Raw genomic sequence first — 13,958 nt, 5'->3', positions numbered from 1 at the left:
AAGTCTCCTCCTTGTCTAATATCCATTATGGGCATTGACGAGCTTGACGATTTCGCCGATAACTCCGCCGATCACCGGAAGGTTAAGTAAAACCAGACGCTTCAAAAACATCACCAACAGGCCCAGTAAGAGAGTAGCCCCGATGGCTCCTCCCAAGCCTTTAACCAGCCCCACGCCAAAATTAAGCCAAAGCAGCCGCCGGGGGTTGTTGAGATAGGCAATATATTCTGTGAGATTGATCCTTTCCAGTACCAGATAAAGCTCCGTTACCTTATCCCGCAGCTCGTCCCAATCCAGAGGTTCATTATTGGGCAGCCGGGCTTCATCGGTCCCTTTGTCAACCCGTTCTGGATCTTCTTTTGCATGTCTGACTTTCTTTTTGGAGGCCGTCAACTGTCTTCACCTCGCCATGATTTCAACATCAGTTTTCCCCAGGTGAAAATAAATTACCCTGAATTCTGCCCAGAAACCCTAAGATTATTTCTATACTTTCGTCAGCGTTTGTAGTATAAATAAAAACAGCAGACATGAAAGCATCAAGCATTAATAAGAAACCACTGCAAAGTTCATGGAACCGGGTGCAAATCCCGGACGGACCGGCCACTGTCATGGGGAGCCCTTTTCATGATGTCATTGGCGTCATAAGACGCTGAGAAGACGAAAAGGCGTGATGATCCTGAGTCAGGATACTTGCTTTGCGGCAGCACCCTCCTGGATAGGGTTTTTTACCGTTTTGAAAATATCCGTCAAGACAGTCCTTGTTTTGTGCGGATATTTTTTTCAATAGGGAGAGAAAGCAAATGACCTTGCAGCAGCTCAAATATGTGATCGAAGTGGTGAACTGCGGCTCCATCAATGAGGCCGCCAAAAAACTTTTTATCTCTCAGCCCAGTTTGTCCAATGCCATCAAAGACCTGGAAGCCGAGATCGGCATCGAGATCTTTCTCAGAAGCGCCAAAGGAATAACTCTTTCCATTGACGGCTCCGAATTTCTCGGTTATGCCCGTCAGGTAGTGGAACAGGCCGGCCTTCTGGAACAGCGTTATCTGCACCAAAAACCCTCGCGGCAGCTTTGTGCCATTTCCACCCAGCATTATGCTTTTGCCGTAAACGCTTTCGTAAATCTGATCAAAGGAAGCGGTGCCGAAGAATACGAGTTCACCCTGCGGGAGACCCGCACTTATGAAATTATCGAAGACGTCAAAAACCTGCGCAGCGAAATCGGCATCCTCTACATGAATCCCTTCAACCAGAAGGTTATCGAAAAACTGCTCCGGGAAAACCGGCTTGATTTTCATCCCCTGTTTACCGCCAGCCCCCATATTTTTATCAGCACCCGCAATCCCCTGGCCGCCCAAACTTCCGTCATCCTGGAAGATTTGCAGGAATATCCTTACCTCTCTTTCGAACAGGGCGAGTTCAACTCCTTTTACTTTTCCGAAGAAATTTTAAGCACGGTCTTTCATAAGAAAAGCATCCATGTCAGCGACCGGGCCACCTTGTTCAACCTGCTGATTGGGCTCAATGGCTACACTATCTCCACCGGTATCGTCAGTGCGGATCTCAACGGAGACAATATTACCTCGGTCCCCCTGCAGGTGGATGACCGGATTCAGGTCGGCTGGATTGCCAGTCATCAGATCCAGCTCAGCAAACAAGCAAGGCTCTATCTTGACGAACTGAAGAAAGTCATCCAGGACTATGGTGTGCCTTTGCTGGAATAAGTTATAGGTATAAGCTATAGGCAAGTATAAACTTTAGGTGTTACCCTATAGGATTCTCCCTGTGCTATACTCACAATCACTACAGGAACAGCAAGGAGGATCCCCTATGAGCACACAATTTCCAGATACAGCCCAGAGAACTGTCCCCCCTTTCCGCTACGATATAGTCGGAAGTTTTCTCCGCCCTCAGGCCCTAAAAACCGCCCGGGAAAGGTTCGCAGCGGGAAAAATCACGCCGCAGGACCTTACCCAAATAGAAGATGAAGAGATCCGCAAACTGGTGGCCAAGCAAAAAGAAATCGGCTTAAAGGCTGTAACCGATGGCGAGTTCCGCCGCAGCTATTGGCATCTGGACTTCTTTTGGGGCTTTGAGGGTGTCGAGCATGTGATGATGGAGCATGGCTATTTCTTTCACGGCGAAGAAACCCGAGCCGATTCGGCCCGGCTTTCCGGAAAAATCCGCTTTTCCGGCCATCCCTTCCTGGCTCACTATCGCTTTCTCCAACAAATCGCCGGCAAGGACGTGCTGGCCCGGCAGTGCATTCCCGCCCCTGCTCAGTTTTTGGCAGAGTTGGTCCGGGGCGAGAATGAACAGGAAATTGCCAAATATTATCCTGACCGTGAAGAGCTTTACAGTGATATCGCCACTGCCTACCGCCAGGCCATTCTGGCCTTCTATGAACAGGGCTGCCGCAACATCCAGCTGGACGACTGCACCTGGGGCATGCTTTGCGATAAAACCTTCTGGTCCACCATGGCCGGCGATGGGTACGATGTTCAGGAACTGCTGAATCTCTATCTCCGTCTCAACAATGAGGCCATCTCTGATCTTCCCGCCGACCTGATCGTGACCACCCATGTCTGCCGGGGCAATTATCATTCCACTTGGGCCACCTCCGGCGGCTATGACCCGGTTGCCCCTACTCTTTTCGGCAAAGAACAGGTTTCCGCTTACTATCTGGAGTATGACACCGACCGGGCAGGGGATTTTTCTCCCTTAAAGGAGATTCCCGCGGATAAGCTGGTCGTGCTTGGTCTGGTCTCCTCCAAAACCGGAGAGCTGGAGGAAAAAGAACAGATCATCGCCCGCCTCCGCGAAGCGGCGGACTACGTTCCCGCCGACCGTTTATGCTTAAGCCCCCAATGCGGTTTCGCTTCCACTGAGGAGGGCAATATCCTCACCGAAGAACAGCAATGGCAAAAGCTTATCCTGATTAAAGAAATCGCCGAGGAAGTCTGGGGATAAACTCTGCAAACTATAAAAATCCGGCATCCAGTCTGAAAAAGCAAACTGGACACCGGATTTTTTCTTTTCCCCAGAGCCGATTTAATTATGCTTAATAAACGTCCCTTCTCTTAACTCCGCAAAGGCATAATCCAATTCCTCCCGGGTATTCATCACAATCGGTCCTCCCCAGGCGATGGGTTCTCTCAGAGGTTTGGCCGCAAAGAAAGCAAACCTTAGCTCAAGTCCGGGAGGGGCGGATACAGAAATATACTCCCCCTCCCCAAACAATACCGCCGTTTTGGCTGCAATCAGCTCCCCGTTGATCAAGGCATCCCCCTCGATCAGAAAGACAAACACATTTTCCTCCGGATGGGTGGGAATCTCGACCTCTCCTCCCGGAACAAGAGAAACATCGTAGATGGTGGCCGGAATATGCTTGGTGGTCACTCCTGCCGTTTCGTCAAGCCGTCCCGACAGGACGCGAACCTCCCCTCCGTCTTTGGCCACTTTGCCTATCTTGTCTTGGGTAATGGGCAAATAGGCGGGCGGGGCCATTTTTTCCCCACGGGGCATATTCAGCCACAGTTGAAAACCCAGCATCCGAGCCGATTCCTGGGGCATTTCCTGATGCATAATGCCGCTGCCGGCGGTCATCCACTGACTTTCACCGGCATGAATGGTATCCTTATTGCCCAGACTGTCTTCATGGTCGATTTCCCCTGCAATCAAATAGGTGATGGTTTCTATCCCCCGGTGAGGATGCATAGGAAACCCTGCCACATAATCTTCGGGATCCGTCGAGTCAAAGGAATCCAGCATCAGAAAGGGATCAAAATCCTCCACATCCCGGCGCCCAAGGACGCGGACCAGCTGGACACCCGCTCCGTCTGTCGCTCTCTGTCCCCGGATCATTTTTTTAATATCACGTTTCTTCATCTCACGTTTCCCTTCCTTTCCTGGTCGTTTTGCCTTTATTCCACTCAAACCTTAGCTTAATAAATAGCTGGTCATGGAAAGAGAGCCCATAATGCAGGCCTCATTAAAAACCGCAACCCTGTCCTCCTCATCGGCAGCACCTAAAACATAAAGCAACGGCGCAAAATGATCGGCAACAGTAAAGGCCAGACGGACCGATGTCCCCGCCTTTTCCAAATCCATAACCTCCCGGTGGTTGCCGTCCACAATTTTTTCCTTAATATAGTTGTCAAAATCCTCTGCCCAGGGATATCCGCCCTCCATATTCCAATGAATTCTGGCCAGATTATGGACAACGTTGCCACTGCCCAAAATCAGAACGCCCTGTTCACGAAGTCCTCTGAGTTTCCGACCTATGGCATATTGATCTGCAAAAGATGCATTGCGGTCTACGCTCAGCTGAAGCACAGGTATCTCTGCCTGAGGATATATTCTGTGCAGGACGGACCAAGTGCCATGGTCAAAGCCCCAACCAGTGTCTATTTGTAGTTGTTCTCCCAACAAATCTTTGATCTGTTGAGCAACCTGAGGGGAACCTGGCGCTCTATAAACGATCTCGTAAAGCTCTTCCGGAAACCCGTACATATCATAAATTGTTTCCGGAGCATCCCCACCCGTCACCCTGCTGCCTGGTGTAAACCAATGAGCAGAAATCGCAAGAATGGCCTGGGGCCGCGGAATCCTCGTCCCAAGAGCCTCCCACTGAAGTGTAAATTGATTCTCCTCGATGGCATTCATAGGCGAGCCATGTCCAATAAACACAACCGGCATCCGTTTCATACAAACAGCCCCTTTTCTCCTTATACAGCTTTGGGAAGGCATCGGCAACTTTCGTTCTCTCCACAGAACATGCCTGCCGGGCCAAAAATAACCGCAGATAACTCCAGAGATACTCCAGGGATGAATCCACTTTATTATACACTTGGCCCGTATCTTCTTTCAACGCTATCCCCAAAGGATGAAAAGAAGAAGCTTAGGGGTACCAACACATCAATTCCGAAGAGAATTTATATGTACAGCGGTATTGGCCATCTTTATCCTCATAATAGTAGCGAAGCAGAATGTCCCGCACCGCCTGTTCATCACAGGAACCTATGACATAAGAAAGAGCCTTTTCCTGCAACTCTGCCAGGGTCTCATAAACATATTCACGCTCATTAGGAAGGCTGATTTCGATGCTCGGAGAAATTCCCAGACTCTTCAGCACCTTTTTCAAATCCCGGCTATCCACCCTGCTGTACCGCACCTTTAGTCCCAATTTCTGTTCGAAATCATGAATATACGGCTGTTCCGGACCGCTATTCATCCCGATAATACAAAGCTTGTTCGCCTTTTCATGAATTTTCCTCAAGCAGTCTTCAATTGCAGTGATCCGGTAAAAGCAATTGTAGGCCAATATCCCATCACATATAGGGGGACTGCAGTCTTCCCATTTACCCCACAAAGCAGTTACATGGGTCAGATTGTGTTCAGCCACAACGTTGCGGATATAATCCAGCACGGCCCGGGAGCTGTCCACACAGATTAGCTGCCGGCAGACGGACGCCAAACTCAAAGTATAATTGCCCCAGCCCGGACCTAATTCCAGGAGTGATTCCGCACCTGCATTTTTAAAGAGAGTGCTCACAGCCCCGGCTATTTTGACTGAATAAGGATCAGGTGCATAGACCGGTTTGGCAGCCAAATAGTTCTGCCAAAACGCCTCTTCCGCTTCATCATTGAGCACCCGCTCACTATATTCACCAAAGGGTTGGCGCAGTTTTAATCTCCAGCATTCACCCTCTTCAGTCCAAAACTCAGTCCTTCCCCTGCTCCATGGTTCCGCCTTCATTCTTTCCTAACATCCTTCCTTCTTTCATTTCCACTAATCGGTCGGACATTAAATTCACAACCTCACGATCATGGGATATAAACAGATAGGATAATTTGCGTACCCTTTGCAGTTCCTGCAATATACGCAGAATCTGAGCCTGCACTGAAATATCCAGCATGGACGTAGCTTCATCCAAAATAAGCACTTGGGGGTCCAGGAGCAAAGCCCGGCAGATAGAAAGCCGCTGAATTTCCCCACCACTCACCTGGTGAGGATAGCGATCCAGCAGGGAAGCATTGAGCTTGACCTGCTCCAGCGTCCCCAAGAGCATCTCCCTGGCCGTCCTCTTTTCGTAGATGCCAAAAATCTTCAGCGGCTCCAACACACTATTCCCTAACTTCATAGCCGGATCGAAAAAAGATTCCGGCCTTTGCGGGATCAGCTGAACCTGCCGGCGAAAAGGAAGCAGCGCCTTGCCCCGCAAGGCCGTGATATCCTCTCCCTGATAAAGAACCTGGCCGGTATCAATCGGAATCAGCCTTAAAAGGATACGCGCCAAAGTGCTTTTGCCGCACCCGCTTGGCCCCATTAACCCCAAGGTCTCTCCCCGTTCCAGGCGGAGGCTTACCTGAGCAAGGGCCGTGAAGGCACCCCCTCCCCAGCTCCTGCGGAAGGTTTTGCTTACCTCACGGGCCTCAAGCATATAAAAAACACCTCACCATCTTCCCTGCACGGACATAAACCTCCGGTTTTTCCGCCACGCAGCGGGCAGTACATTGTGTACAGCGGGGCGCGAATTTGCAGCCCGGAGGATTATCCCAGGGGGCGGGAGGAGAGCCGGGCAAGGGCTTCATTCCCTTTCCGGGCGAAGATTCCAGGAAAGCCCGGGTATAAGGATGGAGGGGCTCTCTTAAACTATTCTGTCCCCATTCCACAATCTCCCCGCTGTACATGACCGCTACACCATCGCATAAGGTTTCAGCCAGCACCAAGTCATGGGTGATGATCAGCATTCCTTCCACCCCCTGTTCCTTTACCCTTAAAAGGTTCTCATAAACCTGCTCACGCAGGGCAAGATCAAGCCCCTTGGTGGGTTCATCAGCCAGGACCCAGCGGGGTGTACAGGAAATCCCCAGGGCGCACAGCACCCGCTGCTGCATCCCACCGCTGAGTTCAAAGGGATAGGCGGCCATGATCCGCTTTGGATCTTCAAAACCAAATCTACTCAGCAGGCTCTCAGCTTTTTGGCGGCGGGCGCCCCTGTTGCCCTCAACACCCCTTAAAGCCTCCTCCAGTTGAACTCCAATCCTGCGTACCGGATTTAAAGACTCCCCAGGGTTCTGAGGAATCAGGCCGATCTCCCGTCCCCGCAGAGCACGGAGCTCCCTTAAGGAAGCCTGGGCAATATTAATATCCCGATAGAAAATATATCCCCTTATCTGAGCATAAGCAGGAAGCAGACCGAGAATAGCCAGACCCAATACAGATTTTCCGCACCCGCTCTCGCCGATCAATCCGGTAATCTGCCCACCCGGAAAAACGGCCGATACCTGATCCACGGCACGGACGAATCCTGTGGGAACTTGAAAGTAAACGCTCACCTTTTCCAGGATGATATCATCGGCGGTCCTCTCTACCACTCCCGTACCTCCTCATTTCTCACATCAAAATGATCCCGGAGAACATCTCCCAGCATATTGATCGACAGCATCAGGAGAAAGATGCACATTCCCGGTACGACCAACACATGGGGGGCACTGCGGTAATGGAGGCGCGCGTCATTGATCATGACACTCCAATCCGGTGTAGGCGGCTGGACCCCTAAGCCTAAAAAGCTCAGGGCAGCTATGGTCAGCACACTCCTGCCTACCCGTGTTGTAAAAAGAATCAGCAGTGTGTTCATGATATTAGGAAGGATGTGCCGGATGATCAGCCGCAGGTCACTGCTTCCCAGGCAGCGCATCCCCTCAACATAGGGTTCCTCCCGCTGGCGCAATACTTCCGTTCTGACAATCCGGGAAAATCCTGCCCATGAAGTGAATACCAAGGCCAGCAAAAGGCTCTGAATACTTGGACCCAGCACTCCCGCCACAGCAATCATGAAACAGGTCCCGGGAAGTCCTTGAAAAATATTGGCCAGGATGGTGATCAGCCAATCCACCGGCCCCCCGTAATACCCGGCTGCTATCCCTACTATCATTCCGCAGGACATGGATAATACCGTGGCGGTCAGGGCCAGCAGCATAGAGGCCCTTCCCCCATACAGGGCGCGGCTTAGCATATCCCGACCCAGAGCGTCGGTTCCCAGAGGATGCTCCCAGGACGGTCCCTGCAGGCGTACCGACATATCCGTAGCCGTGGGCGAAAACGGAGCAAGCAGAGGCGCACCTATGCTGGCAACAATAATTATGAAGAGAAGGGTGAGAACGAGGACCGCTTTTAGCCTGACTTTTCTTCTCATAACCGCTTCCCTCCCAGCCTGATTTTCGGATTTAAGGCCAAACTAACCAAGTCCACCATCAGGGTAATGGTAACAAAAAGCACTCCCGTAAGGAGTACATAGCCTTGCAGTGCCGGATAATCCCGGGCATAGATGGCTTCGATGGCATAGCTGCCCACTCCCGGGAGGGCAAAGATGGTTTCCACCACGACGGAGCCGCCCAGTATTCCCCCTATGTAGTTTCCCAACAAGGTAATGACCGGCACTATCCCGTTGGGCAGAGCATTTCTCACAATCAAGCGATACTTACTGATTCCTCTGGCATTGGCAGCCAGAAAATACTGTTTCCCGAATTCCGCCAGCAGGGCGGAGCGGGTTAACCGGGCCACCGTTGCCGTTGTGGCACAGGAGAGAGCTGCCGCCGGCATCAGCATATGCCTGACTCCCCCGACTCCACTGGTCGGCAGCCAGCCCAGTATCTCTGCAAACAAAAGAATCAGCAAAAGGGACAGCCAGAACCCGGGGAAAGAAAGCATCACGTTCGTCAAACCCATAAGGCTATGATCAAGGCCCCGATCTTTGTACATGGCAGCCAGAATTCCCATCAGAATCCCGCCGGTACAGGCCAGAACCACAGCATATCCGGCCAGCTGCAAGGTTATCGGCAGGCGCCGGCCCAGCTCCTCTCCCACAGGTTCCTGTGTCGAATAGGAAATGCCCAGATCCCCCCGCAAGGCATTGGTTGCCCAGTGAAGATACTGGACAGGCAAGGGCTCATTCAGCCCCATCTTTTCCCTCATCACCGCGATTTGCTCCTGAGTTGGTTCGGACATACCGCCCCGGCTTAAAGCAATTTCCGCCGGGTCGCCGGGGGAAATTACCCCCAGCGCAAAGGCGAGCAAAGTAATGCCGAACAACACCGGTATCAGTGAGGCAATTCTTTGGCTGATATAGCGGCTCATTCCCTATTCAGCCCATTCCACTTTCGGCAGCTCCAGCCCATAAAGCTTAGCTTCGTAGTTGGTTAGTTTTGTGCTGTAAGCCATCAAAGTCACATCATTAAAAAGAGGAATGACCGGCAGTTCTTCCGTGGAAATTCGTTGGATTTGATTATAGATAGCGGTGCGTTTTTCCAGTTCAAGAGAGGATGCCGCTTCTTTCATCAACCCTTCAACTTCAGGACTAGTGTAACCCAGACTGTAATTCTTGTTATGATCTCCTGTGGAAAGCATAAAGCGTCTGAAAATCGTTGAAGCCTCGCTGTTGGAAAGTCCCTGCTGAAGACGGGCCAGATGATGGTGCCCCGCTTTCATCTCCTCCCGCATGGTAGCATACTCCATGGCCTTAATCTCCACATCCAAACCGATTTGAGAAAGCCAGGACGAAATCAGTTCAGCCTCCATTTTCTGAGTCGTTTCAGCACCGTTAATCATATAGACTATTTTATGGCGCTGATCTCCCAGCACTTCCTTAGCAAGGGCTTTCGCTTTCTCAAGATTTTCTTCTACGGGAATATCTGTATAAAAAGGAGTACTGTAATTCAGGATATTGGTCGTCGGGGTTCCATACCCGCTATAGAGATCATCGACCAGGGACTGACGGTCCAAAGCTAAACTGACCGCTTGACGCATCCGTACATCATCGAAGGGGAATTGGGTTCCATTGACCCCGAGAAAACGAATCATGGTGGATTTTGTCGTGGTCAGTGCAAATTGAGATTGATCTTTTAACTCTACCGCTAAAGAAGCCGGTATAGCGCTCAAGTCCATTACTCCAAGGATTTCCCCTGCTTTCAAGGCGGAGAAGCGAGTGTCTGCGTCAGGAATGACTTTCACCCGGACAGCCTTCGCCTTAGCTTTTTCCCCATAATAATTCTCATTGCGCTCCAGCAAAACATATTGATCTTTCACATTTTCCACTATCCGGAAAGGCCCTGTGCCCTGGGCGATGCCTTGGAAATTCCCTTCCTCATCAAAGCATTTAGGGCTATAGATGGCACTGCCGAAGCTAACCATATTATAGAGCTGGGTTGGCGCAGGATTCTCAAATGTCAATTTGATCCCATAGTCGCCGACCTTAGCGTATTCTTTTAATTCCGGATAATGAGCATTAATATCCAGAGGATAGAACGATGAGGTTTTCACCCCCAGTTTCATCCTGTCGAAATTGGCGATGACAGCATCTGCATTCAGCATTTCCCCATCATGGAATACCACCCCCTGCCGCAGATGAAAGGTCCATTCCTTGCCGTCCGCAGACATTTCCCAGCTATCGGCCAGGCCGGGAAGGGGCGCCCCATGATCATCCTGCTTAATCAGGGGTTCCCACACGTAAAGAATAGCACTGCAATAATATCCGTCTTTTTCACCGGGAGCAAGATTGCGGTATCCTCCCAGGACAATTTCGGCATCCTTATCCACTGGGGAAGGGGCAGCTGCCGGACTGCTGCCACCGGTCGGCGTACTTGAATTAGTGCACCCTGCCGCAGACAACAGCACAAAGACAGACAGGCAGAGGGCTAATATCCGTTTAAGGTTAAGCTTGGTCAAAACTTGCATAAGTATCCTCCTCTAAAACATCATGATTTACCATTCCTTAAGTAGCCTTTCACTCTGATTCAAATTACTGCAAATAAAAAAACCCTTCACTAACGGAAGGGCTTAGAAGGCTAGCTTGTATCCAAGTTGTTCAACGACGACACAAAAATCCACCTCCCTAACATCCCGTAGGTAATCTTACTTTGGGGAGATGAGCAGGTCTCCTGGCTTAAGATCATCATCAACTCAGGCCTTCCCGGATAAACTATCCAGTGACATCTTATGGTTGACTCCCTTTTACAGTGGCGGGCACCGCATCAGCTTTAACTGACTTCCCTTTTCAATCCTGTTTGTTTTCTTTCCTGCAAACAGAATCACTCATCCCAATTTCTATGAAATTTCATTAATATATAACAAATATAACATACCTATAACAGTTTGCACAGACTGTTAAGAATTCTCAATCAAAATCCTGACTCCGCTGATTCTATCGTAAGCCCTCTCCAGGAATTCCTGGGGCTTCCCTTGTCTTTCCTGAGGATTAGGGTATACTTCCAGGGTGAGAAAATCTTGATAACCTTTCGGAAAGGCCCCGGCAACTTTAGCCCAATCGATCACACCATGACCGGGCAGCCAATGCCGGTCCTCCACCCCGTCATTGTCGGAAAAATGAGTAGCCATCAGGCGGTTACCCCAGGCTCTCAGCAGGTGAAAATCCTCCTGATCCGTCAGCCGGTGATGAGAGCTGTCAAAGCAAAAACCCAGGGCCGGGGAAGCAATCTGCCCCAGCACATACTCCACACTGTCCCTGCGACGGGTGTTTTCCACGGCAATCCTGACTCCCTGTCTCTCCGCAGCCCCGGCCAGTTCCCCCATACTTGCCAACCCGTACTCATTGGGCTGCGGCGGGTTTTCCCCATCGCATAAATGCATCACCAGCAAAGGAATCTCAAACCGTGCACAATCCTCTATCCATTGCTTATGCCTGGCGATGATCTCTCCGCGCAAAGCTTGCTCATCCGACCACAGTGCATTGGCATCACACCAGGGTACATGAATGTTCTCCAGGATTAATCCTCTTTCCCGTACTAAGGCCGGCATCCTTTCCTTGGGCATAGGAAAGGGTTCCTCTTCATCTTCCCACCAAAGAGAGGTCCCTGTAAACCCCGCCTCCTGTATTAATGAGATTCTCTCCCCGAAGGGCAGGACAAACCCAAACCAGGAAAAAACACCTGTCTTTTGCTCCGGAACCCTCATTATCTTTCCCCTCCCTCTCCTCTCAATCTTTCATTAACCCTGAGCGTAACCCCAGGATTCCGTTAAGGATTGCCTTTAGCATAATAAAGAAAACCCGGCTTCGCCGTGCTTTAAACGCATGCTTACCAATGAGGCGAAATCGCTGGTTGCACTTATGCTTGGAAAGTATATAGCGTAAGCTTATACTTGCTGATAGTGTAAAGGAAAACCCGCCTCAGGCGGGTTGCTCTCTTCTTTAAAGTCCGTACATTAGAGAAAATACCCCACCAACAGCCCCAGAGCCAGCAGCAAACCAAAAAAGGTATTGGTCTGTCCGGTCGCTTTCATAGCAGGCATCATGGTAATGGGTTCCACCTTCCCCACAAAGCCTTTCGTCGCCTGCCTCGCTTTGGGTATGCTCAGTAAGGCCACAAGGGCCCAGGGGGTAATAAGCCGGACCACCACCAGCCCCACGATCCAGAGATAAGCAACGGCAAACATGATCCCCATAAATACGATCGTCTTTTCCGGTCCCAATAGAACGGGAATGGTTTTGCGTCCGTTGGCCTTATCCCCATCCCGGTCCCGCAAATTATTGCTTAGATTGATCAACCCTACTAAAATCCCGCTGGGAACCGCCACTAAAACGGCCGTACTTGAAACATAACCGGTCTGAATAAAAAAGGCAATGAGGATGATCAGAAAGCCCATAAACAAACCGGAAAACAGCTCTCCCAAGGGAGTATAGGAAATAGGATAAGGACCGCCGGTATAAAGATAGCCCATCAGCATGCACAAGGACCCCACCGCTGCCAGCCACCAGGAGGAAGAAGCACAGATATAGACGCCCAGCAGTACCGAGATAGCATACATACTCAGAGCAAGGGTCATAATCAGGCCGGGAGCCATACCATGACGCACAATGCCGCCGCCAATGCCCACCGATTTCTCCGTATCCAATCCCCGCTTATAATCGTAGTATTCATTAAAAAGATTGGTTGCCGCCTGAATGAGCAGACTGGCGATCATCATAGCGGCAAAAAGCAGAAGATGGGTCTTCCCCTCCAGCAAGGCCAGAACCGATCCCAGCAGAACCGGAACTGTGGCGGCCGTCAAAGTGTGGGGACGAATTAATTCCCACCATATCTTCCAATGGTGTTTTTGAGGTGGACGGGAAGTGAAGTCACTGCTCATAGCTCTCTCCTCATTAAGTTTCTCATTATATTTCTCGTTATAGTTCTTCAATCTTTTCACTGATACCTTCTCGTATTAGCATCAAAAGACAACCCAATAGCCTTATTATATCCATTTCTCAAACAGGGATAAAGAAAGAAATCAGAGTAAGAGCACTAAACGCTCCCTGCCGTCGTGAAATAAACAAATCCCCCGCCCAATGTGCTGGTTTTCAGCCACAATGCCAGATCGATCTTCTTTAGTCTGCCTTCATCCAGGATCGTTCCATAGGCTTTCTGCTTTTCCTCATCGAACTCCAGTTGAATGATATTGACCCAGTGCCAGCGATCCAGGTTTTTTACCTCCCCATTGCACCAGTTAAGAAAAGCAATTGGGGCATCCTGGTCCAAGGCTTCAGCTAAAAAATCCACAACCTCCCCTAAGGATGGCCGGCGGTGAACCTCCTCAGGTACCTCACAGAGGTGATATTCAAGAGAGATATCCTTGGTCTGAGCAAACGCTGCCAATGGTTCATAAAGCATGCTCATCTTATTAACCCCTTTGAGGGAGGGGGTAACATACTTCCACAACTCTTCCATTAAGGCAATCCATTCCCCGCGGCTCCGAAAACCCTCCCCAGCAGGAAGCCGGCCATGGGTAAGATAATACATAATATTGGCTGCCGTACAGGGACCACAACCGGCTCGGCGCTGCCAAATGGTAGGATACCAGCCCTGACAGGCACCATGATAGACCGGCTCTTGATCTGTATCCATAAATTTATAAACATCAGGATTGGCAATGGATTTTAAAATCATCTTTCCACACCGCC

General features: G+C 50.4%; 14 protein-coding genes and 2 riboswitches. Of the genes, 2 read left to right on the top strand and 12 right to left on the bottom strand.

Translation table 11 applies throughout. From position 1 onward, the window contains the following. Positions 1-15: 15 nt before the first annotated feature. Entirely contained in the window at positions 16-393 is a 378-nt protein-coding gene (locus tag BUA14_RS18195) for a DUF5665 domain-containing protein (protein ID WP_072773885.1), read from the bottom strand. Between the two features lie 152 nt (positions 394-545). Continuing rightward, positions 546-712, top strand: a riboswitch (cobalamin riboswitch). Between the two features lie 88 nt (positions 713-800). On the opposite strand from BUA14_RS18195, the gene BUA14_RS18190 reads away from it, so the two are divergent. Continuing rightward, positions 801-1,724: a LysR family transcriptional regulator gene (locus BUA14_RS18190; protein ID WP_072773884.1), complete on the top strand. Its 924-nt coding sequence runs from the start codon at positions 801-803 to the stop codon at positions 1,722-1,724. 106 nt (positions 1,725-1,830) lie between these two features. After that, a complete protein-coding gene (locus BUA14_RS18185) occupies positions 1,831-2,970 on the top strand; it encodes a 5-methyltetrahydropteroyltriglutamate--homocysteine S-methyltransferase (RefSeq protein ID WP_072773883.1) in 1,140 nt (379 codons plus the stop codon). A gap of 81 nt (positions 2,971-3,051) precedes the next feature. Here BUA14_RS18185 and BUA14_RS18180 read toward each other — a convergent pair whose 3' ends face one another. The 11 genes from BUA14_RS18180 to BUA14_RS18130 form a co-directional block, all read right to left on the bottom strand. After that, entirely contained in the window at positions 3,052-3,888 is an 837-nt protein-coding gene (locus BUA14_RS18180) for a pirin family protein (protein ID WP_072773882.1), read from the bottom strand. A 51-nt stretch (positions 3,889-3,939) separates the two neighbouring features. Beyond that, positions 3,940-4,707 carry a 4,5-DOPA-extradiol-dioxygenase gene (ygiD, locus tag BUA14_RS18175; protein WP_072773881.1) on the bottom strand — a complete coding sequence of 256 codons (768 nt, stop codon included), beginning with the start codon at positions 4,705-4,707 and terminating at the stop codon, positions 3,940-3,942. 193 nt (positions 4,708-4,900) lie between these two features. After that, complete coding sequence (locus BUA14_RS18170) at positions 4,901-5,758, bottom strand: class I SAM-dependent methyltransferase (protein ID WP_072773880.1); 858 nt, start codon at positions 5,756-5,758, stop codon at positions 4,901-4,903. After that, positions 5,724-6,443 carry an ABC transporter ATP-binding protein gene (locus tag BUA14_RS18165; RefSeq protein ID WP_072773879.1) on the bottom strand — a complete coding sequence of 240 codons (720 nt, stop codon included), beginning with the start codon at positions 6,441-6,443 and terminating at the stop codon, positions 5,724-5,726. Before BUA14_RS18165 ends, BUA14_RS18170 begins: the two co-directional genes overlap by 35 nt. Then, on the bottom strand, positions 6,436-7,380 hold the full coding sequence (locus BUA14_RS18160; protein ID WP_072773878.1) for an ABC transporter ATP-binding protein: 945 nt from the start codon (positions 7,378-7,380) through the stop codon (positions 6,436-6,438). The genes BUA14_RS18165 and BUA14_RS18160 overlap by 8 nt, the downstream gene beginning before the upstream one ends. Beyond that, entirely contained in the window at positions 7,374-8,201 is an 828-nt protein-coding gene (locus tag BUA14_RS18155) for an ABC transporter permease (RefSeq protein WP_072773877.1), read from the bottom strand. The genes BUA14_RS18160 and BUA14_RS18155 overlap by 7 nt, the downstream gene beginning before the upstream one ends. After that, positions 8,198-9,142 carry an ABC transporter permease gene (locus BUA14_RS18150; protein WP_072773876.1) on the bottom strand — a complete coding sequence of 315 codons (945 nt, stop codon included), beginning with the start codon at positions 9,140-9,142 and terminating at the stop codon, positions 8,198-8,200. Before BUA14_RS18150 ends, BUA14_RS18155 begins: the two co-directional genes overlap by 4 nt. 3 nt (positions 9,143-9,145) lie before the next feature. Then, positions 9,146-10,738 (bottom strand): ABC transporter substrate-binding protein, encoded by a 1,593-nt coding sequence (locus tag BUA14_RS18145; RefSeq protein WP_084078700.1) that lies wholly within the window; start codon positions 10,736-10,738, stop codon positions 9,146-9,148. Between the two features lie 176 nt (positions 10,739-10,914). After that, positions 10,915-11,114: riboswitch (cobalamin riboswitch) on the bottom strand. 53 nt (positions 11,115-11,167) lie between these two features. Further along, on the bottom strand, positions 11,168-11,974 hold the full coding sequence (locus BUA14_RS18140; RefSeq protein WP_072773875.1) for a sugar phosphate isomerase/epimerase family protein: 807 nt from the start codon (positions 11,972-11,974) through the stop codon (positions 11,168-11,170). Positions 11,975-12,223: 249 nt separating this feature from the next. Further along, a complete protein-coding gene (locus BUA14_RS18135) occupies positions 12,224-13,147 on the bottom strand; it encodes a 1,4-dihydroxy-2-naphthoate polyprenyltransferase (RefSeq protein WP_072773909.1) in 924 nt (307 codons plus the stop codon). Between the two features lie 155 nt (positions 13,148-13,302). Beyond that, the gene (locus BUA14_RS18130) at positions 13,303-13,944 is read right to left on the bottom strand and encodes a hypothetical protein (RefSeq protein WP_072773874.1); all 642 of its coding nucleotides are present in this window, start codon (positions 13,942-13,944) and stop codon (positions 13,303-13,305) included. Between the last annotated feature and the right edge of the window lie 14 nt (positions 13,945-13,958).

This window comes from Desulfitobacterium chlororespirans DSM 11544, from assembly GCF_900143285.1.
GTDB classification, from domain to species: Bacteria; Bacillota; Desulfitobacteriia; order Desulfitobacteriales; family Desulfitobacteriaceae; genus Desulfitobacterium; species Desulfitobacterium chlororespirans.
The sequence above is the reverse complement of the archived record's forward strand: the minus strand, read 5'-3'. Positions and strand labels throughout refer to the sequence as shown.

What these genes read in the sequence shown, in the direction of transcription:
- BUA14_RS18190 (WP_072773884.1), top strand. Translation starts at nt 801, where the DNA reads ATGACCTTGCAGCAGCTCAAATATGTGATCGAAGTGGTGAACTGCGGC.
- BUA14_RS18185 (WP_072773883.1), top strand. Translation starts at nt 1,831, where the DNA reads ATGAGCACACAATTTCCAGATACAGCCCAGAGAACTGTCCCCCCTTTC.
- BUA14_RS18180 (WP_072773882.1), bottom strand. Translation starts at nt 3,888, where the DNA reads ATGAAGAAACGTGATATTAAAAAAATGATCCGGGGACAGAGAGCGACA.
- ygiD (WP_072773881.1), bottom strand. Translation starts at nt 4,707, where the DNA reads ATGAAACGGATGCCGGTTGTGTTTATTGGACATGGCTCGCCTATGAAT.
- BUA14_RS18170 (WP_072773880.1), bottom strand. Translation starts at nt 5,758, where the DNA reads ATGAAGGCGGAACCATGGAGCAGGGGAAGGACTGAGTTTTGGACTGAA.
- BUA14_RS18165 (WP_072773879.1), bottom strand. Translation starts at nt 6,443, where the DNA reads ATGCTTGAGGCCCGTGAGGTAAGCAAAACCTTCCGCAGGAGCTGGGGA.
- BUA14_RS18155 (WP_072773877.1), bottom strand. Translation starts at nt 8,201, where the DNA reads ATGAGAAGAAAAGTCAGGCTAAAAGCGGTCCTCGTTCTCACCCTTCTC.
- BUA14_RS18150 (WP_072773876.1), bottom strand. Translation starts at nt 9,142, where the DNA reads ATGAGCCGCTATATCAGCCAAAGAATTGCCTCACTGATACCGGTGTTG.
- BUA14_RS18145 (WP_084078700.1), bottom strand. Translation starts at nt 10,738, where the DNA reads ATGCAAGTTTTGACCAAGCTTAACCTTAAACGGATATTAGCCCTCTGC.
- BUA14_RS18140 (WP_072773875.1), bottom strand. Translation starts at nt 11,974, where the DNA reads ATGAGGGTTCCGGAGCAAAAGACAGGTGTTTTTTCCTGGTTTGGGTTT.
- BUA14_RS18135 (WP_072773909.1), bottom strand. Translation starts at nt 13,147, where the DNA reads ATGAGCAGTGACTTCACTTCCCGTCCACCTCAAAAACACCATTGGAAG.
- BUA14_RS18130 (WP_072773874.1), bottom strand. Translation starts at nt 13,944, where the DNA reads ATGATTTTAAAATCCATTGCCAATCCTGATGTTTATAAATTTATGGAT.